We start from the raw sequence: 15,382 nt of genomic DNA, 5'->3' as shown, positions 1-15,382 counted from the left end.
CGGGCGCGGCCCACAACGCCATCCCACCGAACACATCGAATCGAACCCAAGGAGACATTCACATGCAACGCCGCACCCTCATTCGCACGGCCCTGGCCGCTTCATTGGCCACCGGCCTGCCGGCCGCCTTCGCGCAGAGCAGCAACAACTGGCCCACGGGCAAGGCCATCACCTACCTCGTGCCCTTTCCGGCCGGCGGCACCACCGACGTGCTGGGCCGGCTGATCGCGCAGAAGCTCGGCCCGGTGCTGGGCACGAGCGTGATCATCGACAACAAGGGCGGCGCCGGCGGCAGCGTGGGCTCCGAAGTGGGCTCTCGCGCGGCGCCGGACGGCTTCACGCTGGTGGGCGGCACCGTCAGCTCGCACGCGATCAACGTGAGCCTGTACCCGAAGATCGGGTACGACCCGCAGAAATCGTTCGCACCGGTCACGCTCATCGGCACCAACCCGGTGGTGCTGGTGGTGAGCCAGTCGAGCCCCTACAAGACGCTCAAGGAGGTGATTGCCGCGAGCAAGACCAAGTCGGGCGGGCTCTCGTCGGCCTCTGCCGGCACCGGCACCTCGCAGCACCTGGCGCTGGAACTGCTGGCCTTCAAGTCGGGCGTGAAGTTCACGCACATTCCGTACAAGGGCAGCGGCCCGGCCATCCAGGACGCGATCGGCGGTCAGGTCGACATGATGTTCGACACCACGGTGGTGGCGGGCCCGCACATCCAGAGCGGCAAGCTGCGCGCCATCGCGGTCACGTCGGCCAAGCGCCTGCCCTCGATGCCCGACGTGCCGACGGTGGCCGAGTCCGGCGTGCCGGGGCTGGAGAACTTCGAGGTGGCGTCCTGGCAGGCGATCTTCGTGCCCGCGGGCACGCCGGCGCCGGTGGTCGACAGGCTGCACACCGAGATCCGCAAGATCCTCGCAACGCCCGAGATGCAGGACAAGCTCAAGGGCTTCGGCATGGAACCGGCCGACCTGAACACCACGCAGATCGCGGCCTTCCAGAAGGCCGAGGTGGAAAAGTGGGCGCAGGTGATCAAGGCGGCGGGGATCAAGCCGGACTGATTTTTGGCTGGGGGGCGCTTTCCGAAGGCATCGGGTCACCCGAACCAAGGGAAGCTTCCTACGCCCCCCACGGGGAGCGCTTTATAGAATGCCCCTCCAAATCCAGAATTCCAGGCCCTCCCCACGTGTCCGACCGCTCCGCTGTACTGCCCCAATACCTGTTCCCGAAACAGGCACTGACCAATTTCGCCGGCTGGGTCGCGGGCAAGGAGCGGGGGGCCGTCACGACGTGGATCATCCGGCGCTTCGTGGCCAAGTACGACGTGAACATGGGCGAGGCGCTCGAGTCGGACATCCATTTCTATAAAAGCTTCAACCAGTTCTTCACGCGCGCGCTCAAGCCCGGCGCGCGGCCACTGGCGCCGGCCGACCTGGTCTGCCCCGTCGACGGCGCGATCAGCCAGTTCGGCGCCATCGAGGGCGACCAGATCTTCCAGGCCAAGGGCCACAACTACACGACCACCGCGCTGGTCGGCGGTGACGCCACGCTGGCCGCCAAGTTCTCGCACGGCAGCTTCGCCACGCTCTACCTGAGCCCGAAGGACTACCACCGCATCCACATGCCCTGCGACGGCCGGCTGGTGCGCATGATCCACGTGCCCGGCGAACTGTTTTCGGTGAACCCGACCACCGCGCGCGGCGTGCCCGGGCTCTTTGCGCGCAACGAGCGCGTGGTGTGCGTCTTCGAATCGGCGCATGGCCCGTTCGTGCTGGTGCTGGTCGGCGCCACCATCGTCGGCAGCATGGCCACCGTGTGGCACGGCGTGGTCAACCCGCCGCGCGTGGGCGAACTGCGCGAGTGGCGCTACAACGACCAGCAGATCGACATCCGCAAGGGCGACGAGATGGGCCGTTTCTTGCTCGGCTCCACCGTCGTCATGCTGTTCCCCAAGCCGCCGATGGCGTTCAATTCCGACTGGTCGCCAGGCCGCCCGATCCGCCTGGGCGAAGCCATGGCCGACTACGCCGAACCGTGACCCAATTTTGTGAAGCTTTGCCCCACAACCCGCATGCAGCGTGCGTGGGCAGCTATAAAACTAGTAGCATCGTCTTCCTTTGCGCTATAGTCGCCGGCCAACGAAACGGTCCGTAAACCACCACAAGAAAACGAAACACCGGCCGGCCCCCAGGCTGGTGGCTCGCCCAGCTTCGAGGAGATGATGTCGATGAGTACCAAGGAAAACGCAGCTGTCAGCCAGTTGCTCGCCCTGCTCGAAGCCCGCTACGCGCTGCGCGTGCTCTGGGCGCTGCGCGACGGCCATGCCCAGACTTTCCGCCTGCTGCAGGACAGCGTGGGCGGCATCACTCCCAACACGCTGAACACCCGCATCAAGGAACTGCGCGAGGCCGGCCTCGTCGGGCACGGCAGCGACGGCTACAGCCTCACGCTCAGCGGGCAGGACCTGCTCAAGCGCCTGTCCGACCTGCAGGCCTTTGCCGGCAAATGGCAGTTGGGTCAGATCAAGAAGGCGGCGGCTCCGGTGCCTGCCGCGCAACCCTCGGCGCCGGCCGCGTCCGCTGCGGTCGAACCTGCCGCCCCCGCGGCGGCGCCTGTTCCCACGCCCGTGCCGCCCGCCGACGACACCGGCACCCGCTGACAGACGACAGGCCGGCTGCGCCCGGCCTCGGTAAACTCCGCGCCTTCGATTCAATTTCACACCCATCGACGCAAGGAGCGTTTCCCATGCCTACCACCCCCTCCGGCCTGCAATACGAAGACACCGAAGTCGGCACCGGCGCTGAAGCCAAGTCCGGCCAGCACGTGCACGTGCACTACACCGGCTGGCTCTACAACGACAGCGTGCAAGGCGCCAAGTTCGACTCCAGCCGCGACCGCAACGACCCGTTCGCTTTCTCGCTGGGCGCGGGCCAGGTCATCAAGGGCTGGGACGAAGGCGTGGCCGGCATGAAGATCGGCGGCAAGCGCACGCTGATCATTCCCGCGGCACTGGGCTATGGCGCCCGCGGCGCCGGCGGCGTGATTCCCCCGAACGCCACGCTGAAGTTCGACGTCGAGCTGCTCGACGCCCACTGAGCCCCCCTGACATGGCTCGAAGGCCCGATTCCGGGCCTTTTTCATGTCCGGGCGGCCCTGAAGCGGCTCTTTTGGCCGCATTTTTTCGCTTGAAATGCCCCGGGCCAGCCCCAAGTGGCTGGCTATCGTTTGTTTTTCCGGCTCACGCCGGTTCTTTGAAAAATGACTGACCCGCAACAATCCGCACAGAATTCGCAAATGCTGCAAGGCGAGCCCAGCCCCGAAGAACTGGAGGCCGCGCAAGCCGCCAATGAAGCCGATGCCCTCGCCGCCCTGGCGCAGGCGCAGGGCGAACTGGCTGCCCTGCAGGCAAAGAACACCGAGCTGGCCGACCAGTACCTGCGCGCCCAGGCCGATGTGCAGAACGCCCGCCGCCGCGCCGACGACGAGATCACCAAGGCCCGCAAGTTCGCTGTCGAAGCGTTCGCCGAGAGCCTGCTGCCGGTGACCGACAGCCTCGAAGCCGGCCTCGCGATCAAGGACGCCACGCCGGAGCAGATCCGCGAAGGCGCCGAAGCCACGCTGCGCCAGCTGAAGAGCGCGCTCGAACGCAACAAGGTGATCGAAGTGGCCCCGGCCGCCGGCACCCGGTTCGACCCGCACCAGCATCAGGCCATTTCAGTGGTGCCTGCGCCCGAGCAGGAACCCAACACCGTGGTGAGCGTGCTCCAGAAGGGCTACACCATCAACGAGCGCGTGCTGCGCCCGGCGCTGGTGACGGTCAGCGCGCCCAAGTGAGCGGATCGCACCCGTACACAAGATTCCCACAGGAAATCCCCGCTTCATCCCCTTGAATCGCGCCGGGTTATCCACAAGTTCATAACAACATATTTTTCAGGCTTTCAGGAGTAAAGAACATGGCAAAGATCATCGGCATCGACCTCGGCACCACCAACTCGTGCGTGTCGATCATGGAAGGCAACACCACGCGTGTGATCGAGAACTCGGAAGGTGCTCGCACCACGCCGTCGATCGTCGCGTACCAGGAAGACGGTGAAGTGCTGGTCGGTGCCTCGGCCAAGCGCCAGGCCGTCACCAACCCCAAGAACACGCTGTACGCGATCAAGCGCCTGATCGGGCGCAAGTTCGAGGAAAAGGAAGTGCAGAAGGACATCGACCTGATGCCCTACACCATCGCCAAGGCCGACAACGGCGACGCATGGGTCGAGGTGCGCGGCAAGAAAATGGCCCCGCAGCAAGTCAGCGCCGACATCCTGCGCAAGATGAAGAAGACCGCCGAAGACTACCTCGGCGAAACCATCACCGAAGCCGTGATCACGGTGCCGGCGTACTTCAACGACGCCCAGCGCCAGGCCACCAAGGACGCCGGCCGCATCGCGGGCCTGGACGTCAAGCGCATCATCAACGAGCCCACCGCTGCAGCCCTGGCTTTCGGACTGGACAAGCACGACAAGGCCGATCGCAAGATCGCCGTGTATGACCTGGGTGGCGGCACCTTCGACGTGTCGATCATCGAAATTGCCGACGTCGACGGCGAGAAGCAGTTCGAAGTGCTGTCGACCAACGGCGACACCTTCCTGGGCGGCGAAGACTTCGACCAGCGCATCATCGACTACATCATTGCCGAGTTCAAGAAGGACCAGGGCGTCGACCTGAGCAAGGACGTGCTCGCCCTGCAACGCCTCAAGGAAGCCGCTGAAAAGGCCAAGATCGAGCTGTCGAACAGCGCGCAGACCGACATCAACCTGCCGTACATCACGGCCGATGCATCGGGTCCGAAGCACCTGAACATCAAGCTCACGCGCGCCAAGCTCGAGGCCCTGGTCGACGAGCTGGTCGAGCGCACCATCGCGCCCTGCCGCCTGGCCATCAAGGACGCCGGCATCAGCGTGAGCGACATCAACGACGTGATCCTGGTCGGCGGCATGACCCGCATGCCCAAGGTGCAGGAAAAGGTGAAGGCCTTCTTCGGCAAGGAACCGCGCAAGGACGTGAACCCCGACGAGGCCGTGGCCGTGGGCGCCGCCATTCAAGGGCAAGTGCTCTCCGGCGACCGCAAGGACGTGCTGCTGCTCGACGTGACCCCGCTGTCGCTGGGCATCGAGACCATGGGCGGCGTGATGACCAAGATGATCGTGAAGAACACGACCATACCGACGAAGTTCGCGCAGACCTTCTCGACCGCCGAAGACAACCAGCCGGCCGTGACCATCAAGGTGTTCCAGGGCGAACGCGAAATCGCTTCGGGCAACAAGGGTCTGGGCGAGTTCAACCTCGAAGGCATTCCGCCGGCATCGCGCGGCACGCCGCAGATCGAGGTGAGCTTCGACATCGACGCCAACGGCATCCTGCACGTCGGCGCCAAGGACAAGGGCACCGGCAAGGAAAACAAGATCACCATCAAGGCGAACTCGGGTCTGAGCGAAGACGAGATCCAGAAGATGGTGAAGGACGCCGAGCTGAACGCCGAAGACGACAAGAAGAAGCTCGAGATCGTGCAGGCGCGCAACCAGGGCGAAGCCATGGTGCACAGCGTGAAGAAGTCGCTGGGCGAACATGGCGCGAGCCTGGAAGCCGCCGAGAAGGAAGCGATCGAAGCCGCGATCAAGGACGTGGAAGAAGCCCTCAAGGGTGAAGACAAGACCGCGATCGAGGCAAAGACCAACACGCTGATGACCGCCAGCCAGAAGCTCGGCGAGAAGATGTATGCCGAATCGCAGGCGGCCGCTGCCGGTGCCTCGGCCGCTTCGGGCCCCGGTGGCGCGGAAGCTGCTGCACACGCACAGGCCGACGACAACGTGGTCGACGCCGAAGTCAAGGAAGTCAAGAAGGGCTGATCCTCAGCCCCTTGCACAAGGCTGGAACACCTGAAAAGGTGCTCCAGCTTTTCTCGCTTCCGAGCTACCCGAGTTCCTGCTGCTTCCCTGACCTGTTGAGCGACCTGCCATGGCCACCAAACGCGACTATTACGAAACCCTCGGCGTTCCCAAGAACGCGAGCGACGAAGAAATCAAGAAGTCTTATCGCAAGCTTGCGATGAAGCACCACCCTGACCGCAACCACGGCGACACCAGCAAGGACGCCGAGGCCAAGTTCAAGGAGGTGAAGGAAGCGTACGAAATGCTGTCCGACGGACAGAAGCGCGCGGCCTACGACCAGTACGGCCACGCCGGCGTCGACCCCAACATGCGCGGCGGCCCCGGCGCGGAAGGCTTCGGCGGCTTCGCGGAAGCCTTCGGCGACATCTTCGGCGACGTGTTCGGCGGCGCCCGCGGCGGGCGGACCAGCAGCGGGCGCCAGGTGTTCCGCGGCAGCGACCTGAGCTACGCGATGGAAATCACGCTCGAGGAAGCCGCGGAAGGCAAGACCACCGAGATCCGCATCCCCACCTGGGACGAGTGCGACACCTGCCACGGCTCGGGTGCCAAGCCCGGCACCAAGCCCATCACCTGCACCACCTGCCATGGCGCGGGCGCGGTGCAGATGCGCCAGGGCTTCTTCAGCGTGCAGCAGACCTGCCCCACCTGCCACGGCAGCGGCAAGATCATTCCCGAGCCCTGCACCGTGTGCCATGGCCAGGGCAAGATCAAGCGCAACAAGACGCTCGAAGTGAAGATCCGCGCCGGCATCGACGACGGCCAGCGCATGCGCGTCACGGGCAGCGGCGAGCCCGGTGTGAACGGCGGCCCGCCGGGCGACCTGTACATCGAGATCCGGCTGAAGAAGCACGAGATCTTCGAGCGCGACGGCGACAACCTGCACTGCGTGGTGCCGGTGAGCATGACCACGGCGGCGCTGGGCGGCGAGATCAACATACCCACGCTCAAGGGCGCCGCGGCCATCGACATTCCCGAAGGCACGCAAAGCGGCAAGCAGTTCCGCCTGCGCGGCAAGGGCATCAAGGGCGTGAACTCGAGCTACCCGGGCGACCTGTACTGCCATGTGCGTGTCGAAACGCCAGTCAAGCTGACCGAGCACCAGCGCAAGGTGCTGAAAGAGCTCGACGAGTCGCTCAAGAAGGGCGGCGAAAAGCACAGCCCGACCGACAAGGGCTGGTTCGACAAGGCGAAGGAATTCTTCAGCTGATTTGAGCGTTCCGCCCGCCCGGCACCAGATGCGTGCGGGAATCTCTCAAGCCCTGAGTCTCTGTGCGCATGTCTCGCCACAGAATCTCAGGGCTTTTTTGTCTGAGGCGCACACCTTAAGGCCAATCGCCTCAGCGCAGCACGCGCATGGTGCCCGACGCACCAAGGTGGCCCGCGCGCCTGCGACATCCGCGCTCCTTTCCCACGCGTACATGCGATGAGCGCCTATCGGTGGCTGGCCTAGGGATTGCTCTTATATTTTTTAGCATGGAGCAATAAACCAAAAAGGCGGATCGCGCGTTATTCAGGAAAGAGCGGATTTTTATTGGGCAGAGACGTCCAATAGGAAACTTGTTTGTTGGAAAAACGCCGGGTCCACCCCGACTTTCTATATATGCATTTCACCCGGGTGATAATTCGCACAGGCAGCCGAATAATCTAGCTCAAATTTCGTTAAATGTTCCCGATTTCGTGAAACTTTACGCACAGCCGCCGCCCTAAATAAATAAAACATTTGCCGGGTTCGTTCTTTGCTTTATCCTGATTGTTAGCAGATTGTTGTAGGGGAGTTTTCCACCGCGTGCAGCGGGGATGCACACCTTTTTAATGGCGCGCATTGCCTTTGCTGCAGGCTCCGGGGCCAAAAGCCCCACTGACCTGATGGAGGCGTGACCATGGATGTGATCAGCAACTTTGCCGCCCGCTACGAGCGCACCCGCGAGGAAGTCATCTCGCTGCAGGAGTACCTGGACACCTGCAAGCGGGACCCCACGGCCTACGCCTCCGCCTCGGAGCGCATGCTCAAGGCCATTGGCGAGCCCCAACTGGTGGATACCCGAAACGACCCACGTCTTTCGCGGATCTTCGCCAACAAGGTCATCAAGATCTATCCGGCATTCAAGGAGTTCTATGGCATGGAAGAAGCCATAGAACAGGTGGTGTCCTATTTCCGCCACGCCGCGCAAGGGCTGGAAGAAAAGAAGCAAATCCTTTACCTGCTGGGACCGGTCGGCGGCGGCAAGAGTTCGATCGCGGAGCGCTTGAAGCAGCTCATGGAACACGTGCCGTTCTACGCCATCCAGGGCTCGCCGGTCAATGAATCCCCGCTCGGACTGTTCGACACGACCGAAGACGGCGAGATTCTTGAAAAGGAATACGGCATCCCCCACCGCTACCTGAACCGAATTCTCTCGCCCTGGGCCGTCAAGCGGCTCGAGGAGTACGGCGGGGACATCCGCCAGTTCAAGGTCGTCAAGCGCTTTCCGTCGGTCCTGCGGCAGATCGCCGTGGCCAAGACCGAGCCGGGCGACGAGAACAACCAGGACATTTCCTCGCTGGTCGGCAAGGTCGACATCCGCAAGCTCGAAACCTATGCCCAGGACGACCCGGACGCCTACGCCTACTCCGGCGGCCTGTGCCTGGCCAACCAGGGGCTGCTGGAGTTCGTGGAAATGTTCAAGGCGCCCATCAAGGTGCTGCACCCGCTGCTGACCGCCACCCAGGAAAGCAACTTCAAGGGCACGGAAGGCTTCGGCGCCATCCCGTTCGACGGCATCGTGCTCGCCCACAGCAACGAGAGCGAGTGGAAGGCCTTCCGCAACAACAAGAACAACGAGGCTTTCCTCGACCGGATCTACATCGTCAAGGTGCCGTACTGCCTGCGCGCCTCGGAAGAAATCAAGATCTACGAGAAGCTGGTGCGCAACTCGTCGCTGGCCCAGGCGCCCTGCGCCCCGGGAACGCTGCGCATGATGGCCCAGCTTTCGGTGCTCACGCGGCTGAAGGAGCCCGAGAACTCCAGCACCTTCAGCAAGATGCAGGTGTACGACGGCGAGAGCCTGAAGGACACCGACCCCAAGGCCAAGTCGATCCAGGAATACCGCGACTACGCGGGTGTCGACGAAGGCATGAGCGGTGTATCGACGCGCTTCGCCTTCAAGATCATTTCCAAGGTCTTCAACTTTGACAGCTCCGAAGTCGCCGCCAACCCGGTGCACCTGATGTACGTGCTCGAGCAACAGATCGAACGCGAGCAGTTCGCCCCCGAGGTCGAGCAGAAGTACATCAGCTACATCAAGGAACTGCTGGCGCCGCGCTATGCCGAGTTCATCGGCAAGGAGATCCAGACCGCGTACCTCGAGAGCTACAGCGAGTACGGCCAGAACATCTTCGACCGCTACGTGACCTACGCCGACTACTGGATCCAGGACCAGGAGTTCCGCGACGTGGACACCGGCGAGGTGTTCGACCGCGCCTCGCTCAATGGCGAACTCGAGAAGATCGAACGCCCGGCGGGCATCGGCAATCCGAAGGACTTCCGCAACGAGATCGTCAACTTCGTGCTGCGCGCGCGGGCCGGCAACAGCGGCCGCAATCCGGCATGGACCAGCTACGAGAAGCTGCGCTCGGTGATCGAGAAGAAGATGTTCTCCAACACCGAAGAGCTGCTGCCGGTCATCAGCTTCAACACCAAGAGCAGCGCCGACGAGCAGAAGAAGCACGAGGACTTCGTGACGCGCATGGTCGAGAAGGGCTACACCGCCAAGCAGGTGCGCCTGCTGTGCGAGTGGTACCTGCGCGTGCGCAAGAGCTCATAGCGACACCGGTTTCGTTCCTCTTTTTTGCAAGGAGCTTTGACACCATCGTGGCCATCCTGCAGCAGATCATCGACCGCCGCCTGTCGGGCAAGAACAAGTCCATCGGCAACCGGGAGCGCTTTCTCCGGCGCTACAAGGGGCAGATCCAGGAGGCGGTGCGGCGCGCGGTGAGCGGGCGCAACATCCGCGAACTGGAGCAAGGCGAAGACGTGACCCTGCCGCGCCACGATGTGTCCGAACCCGTGTTCGGCCACGCCCGGGGCGGCGACCGCGAGTACGTGCACCCGGGCAACCAGGAGTACCTGAAGGGCGACCGCATCAAGCGCCCTGAAGGCGGCAGCGGCAGTGGTTCCGGCAGCGGCGAGGCCGGCGACAGCGGCGAAGGCGACGACGACTTCGTCTTCCGACTGACGCGGGAGGAGTTCATGCGCGTGTTCTTCGACGATCTTGCGCTGCCGCACCTCATTCGCACGCAGATCGCCGACGTGCCCGAGTGGAAGAGCCACCGCGCCGGCTTCACCAGCGACGGTTCTCCCAACAATCTTCACGTGGTGCGCTCGATGCGCGGGGCGCTGGCACGGCGCATCGCGCTGGGCGGTGAGCCACGCAGGGAGCTCAAGCGCCTCGAAGCGCACCTGCTCCACCTGCAGCACCATCCGCAAGCGGCAACGGCCTTGGTCCAGAAGGAGATCCGCGAGACCGAGGAGCGCATCGACGAAATGCGCCGCACCATGCGGCGCGTGCCGTACATCGACCCGATCGACCTGCGCTACCGCAACCGTGTGAAGACGCCGGTGCCCAGCGCCAAGGCCGTGATGTTCTGCCTGATGGACGTGTCGGGCTCCATGGACGAGGCGCGCAAGGACATGGCCAAGCGCTTCTTCATGCTGCTGTACATGTTCCTCACGCGGCACTACGAGACCATCGACCTCGTGTTCCTGCGCCACCACACGCAGGCGCAGGAAGTGACGGAAGAAGAGTTCTTCCACGCCACCGAGACCGGCGGCACCGTGGTGTCGAGTGCGCTGGTGCTGATGGACGAGATCATCAAGGCGCGCTACCCCAGCGGCGAATGGAACGTGTACGGCGCGCAGGCCAGCGACGGCGACAACTGGCACCAGGACAGCGGGCGCTGCCGCGAGCTGCTGGTAAACGACATCCTGCCGGTGGTGCGCTACTACGCCTACGTGCAGGTGGCCGAGACCGAGCAGAACCTGTGGCAGGAGTACGCGCAGCTCGAAGGCGTGCAGCCCAACTTCGCGATGCGCAAGGTGTCCGACGCGCAGGACATCTACCCGGTTTTCCGCGACCTGTTCAAGAAGGAAGGGGTCACGTCATGAGCACCATCCTCACCTCCGACACCCTCGACACCGCTGCCGGCCCTCCCCGGCTGGAGCGCCTGCCCAGCCCTTCGGACTGGACCTTCGAGCTCATCGAGACCTACCACACCGAGATCGCGAAGACCGCCAGGGGTTTCGGGCTCGACGTGTACCCGAACCAGCTCGAGGTGATCACGGCCGAGCAGATGATGGACGCCTACGCCAGCGTGGGCATGCCCATGATCTACAGGCACTGGTCGTACGGCAAGCAGTTCATCGCCACCGAGAAGAACTACAAGCGCGGCCACATGGGGCTGGCCTACGAGATCGTCATCAACTCCGATCCGTGCATCGCCTACCTGATGGAAGAGAACACCATGGCCATGCAGGCCCTGGTGATCGCGCACGCGGCCTACGGCCACAACAGCTTCTTCAAGGGCAACTACCTGTTCCGGATGTGGACCGACGCTTCGTCCATCATCGACTACCTGGTCTACGCGCGGCACTACATCGCCGAGTGCGAGGAGCGCCACGGCGTCGACGCGGTGGAAGAACTGCTCGACTCCTGCCATGCGCTGATGAACTACGGCGTGGACCGCTACCGCCGTCCGCAGAAGCGCTCGCTGGCGCAGGAGAGCGTGCAGCGCGCGGACCGCGAACGCCACATGCAGCAGCAGGTCAACGACCTCTGGCGAACGCTGCCCAAGCGCGCCGAGCAGGCGGCCGAGTCCGATGCCACGCGCCGATTTCCGTCGGAGCCGCAGGAGAACCTGCTGTACTTCATCGAGAAGAACGCCGCGCTGCTCGAACCCTGGCAACGCGAGGTGGTGCGCATCGTGCGCAAGATCGCGCAGTACTTCTACCCGCAGCGCCAGACCCAGGTCATGAACGAAGGCTGGGCGACCTTCTGGCACTACACGCTGCTCAACACCATGTACGACCGCGGGCAGCTGGCCGACGGCTTCATGATGGAGTGGCTCAGCTCGCACACCGGCGTGATCTACCAGCCGCCCGTGGGGCACCGCGCGTACAGCGGCATCAACCCCTATGCGCTGGGCTTTGCGATGTTCACCGAGCTGCGCCGAATCTGCGAGAAGCCCACCGAGGAAGACCGCCGCTGGTTCCCCGACTTCGCGGGCACCGACTGGGTCAAGACGCTCGACTATGCGATGCGCAACTTCAAGGACGAGAGCTTCATCGGCCAGTTCCTGAGCCCCAAGACCATGCGCGACTTCCGGCTGTTCTCCATTCGCGACTACCAGAGCGAATCGGAACTGCAGGTGTCCGCCATCCACGACGACAGCGGCTACCAGGCGGTGCGCGAATCGCTCTCGCGGCAGTACGACATCAGCAGCCGCGAGCCCGACATCCAGGTGTGGAACGTGGCCACCCGCGGCGACCGTTCGCTCACGCTGCGCCACACGCAGCGCAACAACCTGCCGCTGCACGACGGCGCCGAAGAGGTGCTCAAGCACGTCGCGCGGCTCTGGGGCTTCGACGTGCACCTGGAGAGCATCGACAGCGCCGGGCGCATCAGCCGCAGCTGGAAGGCGGCGGCGCCCAAGCAGCAGTACTAGCCAGTCCGGGAGTCGTCAGGGCACCAGCGCTGCAATGGCCAGCGTGTAGCCCTTCACGCCCAGGCCCACGATGATCCCGCGCGCGGCAGGCGAGATGTACGAGTGGTGACGGAACTGTTCGCGCGCATGCACGTTCGAGATGTGCAGTTCGATCAGCGGCACGCTCGCGCCCTTGATGGCGTCGTGCAGCGCGATCGATGTGTGCGTGTAGGCGCCGGGGTTCATCACCACGCCCAGCATGGTGCCCGCCGCCACTTCGCGGCCGGCTTCCTGGACCCAGTCGATCAGCACGCCTTCGTGGTTCGACTGGCGGCATTCGATCTCCACGCCGAGCCTGGCGCCCGTGTCCTTGCACAGGCGCTCGACGTCGGCCAGCGTGTCGCGTCCGTACTGTTCGGGCTCGCGGGTGCCGAGCAGGTTGAGGTTGGGGCCGTTGAGGACGAGGATTTTCTTCATGATGAATCAGGGTCGAAGCGGAGGCGGCCAATTATGGTCTTGCGGCCACCGGGCGGGCGCCGCGCATGCGAAGCTCTCCCCATGATGAACACAGACACCCCGCCCGTCTGGCACCCGGTCGCCCCCTCGGCCGACCTGCGCCCCGGCGCCAACATCGTGGCCGGCTTCGCCCAAGGCCAGGAACTCGCGCTCTGGCGCGCCGCCGACGGCAGCCCCCAGGCCTGGGAGAACCGATGCCCGCACCGCAGCGTGCGCTTCACGCTGGGCCAGGTGATCGAGAACCGCCTGGCCTGCGCGTACCACGGCTGGGAATACGCGGCGGGCAGCGGGCAGTGCACGCGCATTCCGGCGCACCCGGACATGCAGGCGCCGCGCAATGTCTGCGCGAAGACCTTCAGTGCGGTGGAGGCGGCGGGGATGCTGTGGGTCCGGCTGTCGCCCGAGACCCCGGCGGCACCCCCGGCACTGGCCGATGCCGTGCCCGCTGGCTGGCATTTCTGCCGCACGCTGACGGTGCGTTCGCCCGCCGGCACCGTGCGCGAAGCGTTGGCGCAACGCGGCTTTGCAGCCGATGCGACAACAGGCGCCTGGCGCGGCAAGCTCGACGGCGTGAACACCGTCGCCCTGGTGCTCGATGCACAGCCCCGCCTCGCCTTCATCCACCTCTGGACCGACGCAGCTCCCCACTCCGGCGCACTGAAGACCCTGCACACGGCAGCCCGCAGCTTGCGCAGCGACATCGAAGCCCTCGGCTGAAAGACCCCCATGCCCTTCGTCACCGACGACCCCAACATGCTGGACGACTGGCTCGTCCTCGGACCCGCCGTGCCGGCACCACGCACCACCCGCCTGCTCGGCGAGACCGTGCAACTGTGGATCGATGCTGACGGCACGCCCCACTGCCGCTTGCAAGACCAGCCGCTGACAGTGCAGTCGCGCTACGGCTATCTCTGGGTCTGCCCCAGCGGCCGTCCGGCACGCGCCTTGTTCGACTTTCCGGAATACAGCGAACCTGGCCGCCGCACCATCGACTGCGGCGGCATCGGTGTGGCGGTGTCCGGCCTGCGCGTCGTCGAGAATTTCCTGGACATGGCGCACTTCCCCTTCGTGCACGCCGACTACCTCGGCAAGGTGCCGCACACCGAGGTGGCGAAGTACAACGTCGAGGTCGAACCCGCCACCGGTGAGATCTGGGCCACCGACTGCCGCTTCTGGCAGCCACGCGCTTCGGCCGCGCACGACACGGGCAGCGAGGTGCTCTACAAGTACCGCGTGATGCAGCCCTTCTCGGCCATGCTCTACAAGTCGAGCTTTCGCGCGGGTGCGCTCGACGCCATTGGCCTGTTCCTGCAGCCCGTGGACGACGAACACGTGATTGCCCACACAGTGCTGGCCTGCTACGACGACGATTCGAGCGACGCCGCGCTCATCGCCTTCCAGCACACCATCTTCGGGCAGGACAAGCCGATTCTGGAGAACCACGCCTTCAAGCGCATGCCGCTCGAAGGCCGCGCCGAGACGCCCACGCGCGGCGACACCTCGTCGGTCACCTACCGGCGCTGGCTGCGCGAGCGCGGCATGCGCTTCGGGGTGCTGCAAGCTGCAGGGGCCGCCCCATGATCAAGCTCTACGACTACCCGCTGTCGGGCAACTGCTTCAAGGTGCGGCAGATGCTGGCGTGGCTGGACCTTTCGCATGAGACCGTGCCGGTCGATTTCTTTCCAGGCCGCGAGCACAAGTCGGCCGCGTTCCTGGCGAACGTCAATCCGCTGGGCCAGCTTCCGGTGATCGACGACGACGGCTTCGTGCTGCGCGATGCGCAGGCCATCGTGGTCTATCTCGCGAGCCGCTACGACACGCGGGGCCACTGGTACCCGGACGACGCGAAGCTGCGCGGCCAGGTCGCCATGTGGCTCGCCACCGCCGACGACATCACCCGCACCGCCTCGGCCGCACGGCTGCACGACGCGTTCGGCTACCAGCACCTGGACATCGACGCCTGTCGCAGCGGCGCACGCGCGGTGTTCCGCCTGCTCGACGACCACCTCGCCGAACAGGCCAGCGTGGGCCTTCGCTGGCTGGCCTTGGCCCCCGAGCCGACCGTGGCCGACCTCGCCTGCTTCCCTTACGTCGCCCTGGCCGGCGAAGGCGGCATTTCGCTCGACGAATTTCCCGCACTGCGAAACTGGGTCTGGAATTTCCGCCACCTGCGCGGGTTCATCGGCATGTCGGGTATCTTCCTGGCTCGCACCGCCTGAGAATGCCCCTTTCTTCCGCCCTCTGAACACCCCCAA

The 15,382-nt window shown here is 64.7% G+C and carries 13 protein-coding genes and 1 pseudogene; 13 read left to right on the top strand and 1 reads right to left on the bottom strand.

Annotation, left to right across the window (positions count from 1 at the left end):
- Positions 1 to 62 precede the first annotated feature (62 nt).
- The 10 genes and pseudogenes from ACSFA5_RS08020 to ACSFA5_RS07975 all read left to right on the top strand — a co-directional run bounded on the left by ACSFA5_RS08020 (position 63) and on the right by ACSFA5_RS07975 (position 12,632).
- Positions 63 to 1,058: a Bug family tripartite tricarboxylate transporter substrate binding protein gene (locus ACSFA5_RS08020; protein WP_435443496.1), complete on the top strand. Its 996-nt coding sequence runs from the start codon at positions 63 to 65 to the stop codon at positions 1,056 to 1,058.
- Positions 1,059 to 1,183: 125 nt separating this feature from the next.
- Positions 1,184 to 2,035 carry an archaetidylserine decarboxylase gene (gene asd / locus ACSFA5_RS08015; RefSeq protein WP_435443495.1) on the top strand — a complete coding sequence of 284 codons (852 nt, stop codon included), beginning with the start codon at positions 1,184 to 1,186 and terminating at the stop codon, positions 2,033 to 2,035.
- Positions 2,036 to 2,224: 189 nt separating this feature from the next.
- Positions 2,225 to 2,527, top strand: a pseudogene (locus tag ACSFA5_RS08010) (winged helix-turn-helix transcriptional regulator); the annotation flags it as partial.
- Positions 2,528 to 2,742: 215 nt separating this feature from the next.
- The gene (locus ACSFA5_RS08005) at positions 2,743 to 3,093 is read left to right on the top strand and encodes an FKBP-type peptidyl-prolyl cis-trans isomerase (protein ID WP_435443494.1); all 351 of its coding nucleotides are present in this window, start codon (positions 2,743 to 2,745) and stop codon (positions 3,091 to 3,093) included.
- A 162-nt stretch (positions 3,094 to 3,255) separates the two neighbouring features.
- Positions 3,256 to 3,831, top strand: a complete 576-nt coding sequence (gene grpE / locus ACSFA5_RS08000; protein ID WP_435443493.1) for a nucleotide exchange factor GrpE — start codon at positions 3,256 to 3,258, stop codon at positions 3,829 to 3,831.
- Positions 3,832 to 3,950: 119 nt separating this feature from the next.
- Complete coding sequence (gene dnaK / locus ACSFA5_RS07995) at positions 3,951 to 5,891, top strand: molecular chaperone DnaK (RefSeq protein ID WP_435443492.1); 1,941 nt, start codon at positions 3,951 to 3,953, stop codon at positions 5,889 to 5,891.
- 109 nt (positions 5,892 to 6,000) lie between these two features.
- Positions 6,001 to 7,140: a molecular chaperone DnaJ gene (gene dnaJ, locus ACSFA5_RS07990; RefSeq protein ID WP_435443491.1), complete on the top strand. Its 1,140-nt coding sequence runs from the start codon at positions 6,001 to 6,003 to the stop codon at positions 7,138 to 7,140.
- Positions 7,141 to 7,813: 673 nt separating this feature from the next.
- Positions 7,814 to 9,736 (top strand): PrkA family serine protein kinase, encoded by a 1,923-nt coding sequence (locus ACSFA5_RS07985; protein WP_435443490.1) that lies wholly within the window; start codon positions 7,814 to 7,816, stop codon positions 9,734 to 9,736.
- A 47-nt stretch (positions 9,737 to 9,783) separates the two neighbouring features.
- On the top strand, positions 9,784 to 11,076 hold the full coding sequence (locus tag ACSFA5_RS07980) for a YeaH/YhbH family protein (RefSeq protein ID WP_435443489.1): 1,293 nt from the start codon (positions 9,784 to 9,786) through the stop codon (positions 11,074 to 11,076).
- On the top strand, positions 11,073 to 12,632 hold the full coding sequence (locus ACSFA5_RS07975; RefSeq protein ID WP_435443488.1) for a SpoVR family protein: 1,560 nt from the start codon (positions 11,073 to 11,075) through the stop codon (positions 12,630 to 12,632). Before ACSFA5_RS07980 ends, ACSFA5_RS07975 begins: the two co-directional genes overlap by 4 nt.
- 15 nt (positions 12,633 to 12,647) lie before the next feature.
- Here ACSFA5_RS07975 and aroQ read toward each other — a convergent pair whose 3' ends face one another.
- Positions 12,648 to 13,088 carry a type II 3-dehydroquinate dehydratase gene (gene aroQ, locus ACSFA5_RS07970; RefSeq protein WP_435443487.1) on the bottom strand — a complete coding sequence of 147 codons (441 nt, stop codon included), beginning with the start codon at positions 13,086 to 13,088 and terminating at the stop codon, positions 12,648 to 12,650.
- An 81-nt stretch (positions 13,089 to 13,169) separates the two neighbouring features.
- Between aroQ and ACSFA5_RS07965 the strand changes: the two genes are divergently transcribed.
- From ACSFA5_RS07965 to ACSFA5_RS07955, 3 genes are read left to right on the top strand one after another with little or no spacing between them, the layout of a single operon-like run.
- Positions 13,170 to 13,844, top strand: coding sequence for a Rieske 2Fe-2S domain-containing protein (locus tag ACSFA5_RS07965; protein ID WP_435443486.1), 675 nt, complete (start codon positions 13,170 to 13,172; stop codon positions 13,842 to 13,844).
- A gap of 9 nt (positions 13,845 to 13,853) precedes the next feature.
- On the top strand, positions 13,854 to 14,708 hold the full coding sequence (locus ACSFA5_RS07960) for an aromatic ring-hydroxylating dioxygenase subunit alpha (protein ID WP_435443485.1): 855 nt from the start codon (positions 13,854 to 13,856) through the stop codon (positions 14,706 to 14,708).
- On the top strand, positions 14,705 to 15,346 hold the full coding sequence (locus ACSFA5_RS07955; protein ID WP_435443484.1) for a glutathione S-transferase family protein: 642 nt from the start codon (positions 14,705 to 14,707) through the stop codon (positions 15,344 to 15,346). The genes ACSFA5_RS07960 and ACSFA5_RS07955 overlap by 4 nt, the downstream gene beginning before the upstream one ends.
- The last annotated feature ends 36 nt before the right edge of the window (positions 15,347 to 15,382 follow it).

This window comes from Variovorax monticola, assembly GCF_051216855.1.
Taxonomy (GTDB): domain Bacteria; phylum Pseudomonadota; class Gammaproteobacteria; order Burkholderiales; family Burkholderiaceae_C; genus Variovorax.
The sequence above is the reverse complement of the archived record's forward strand: the minus strand, read 5'-3'. Positions and strand labels throughout refer to the sequence as shown.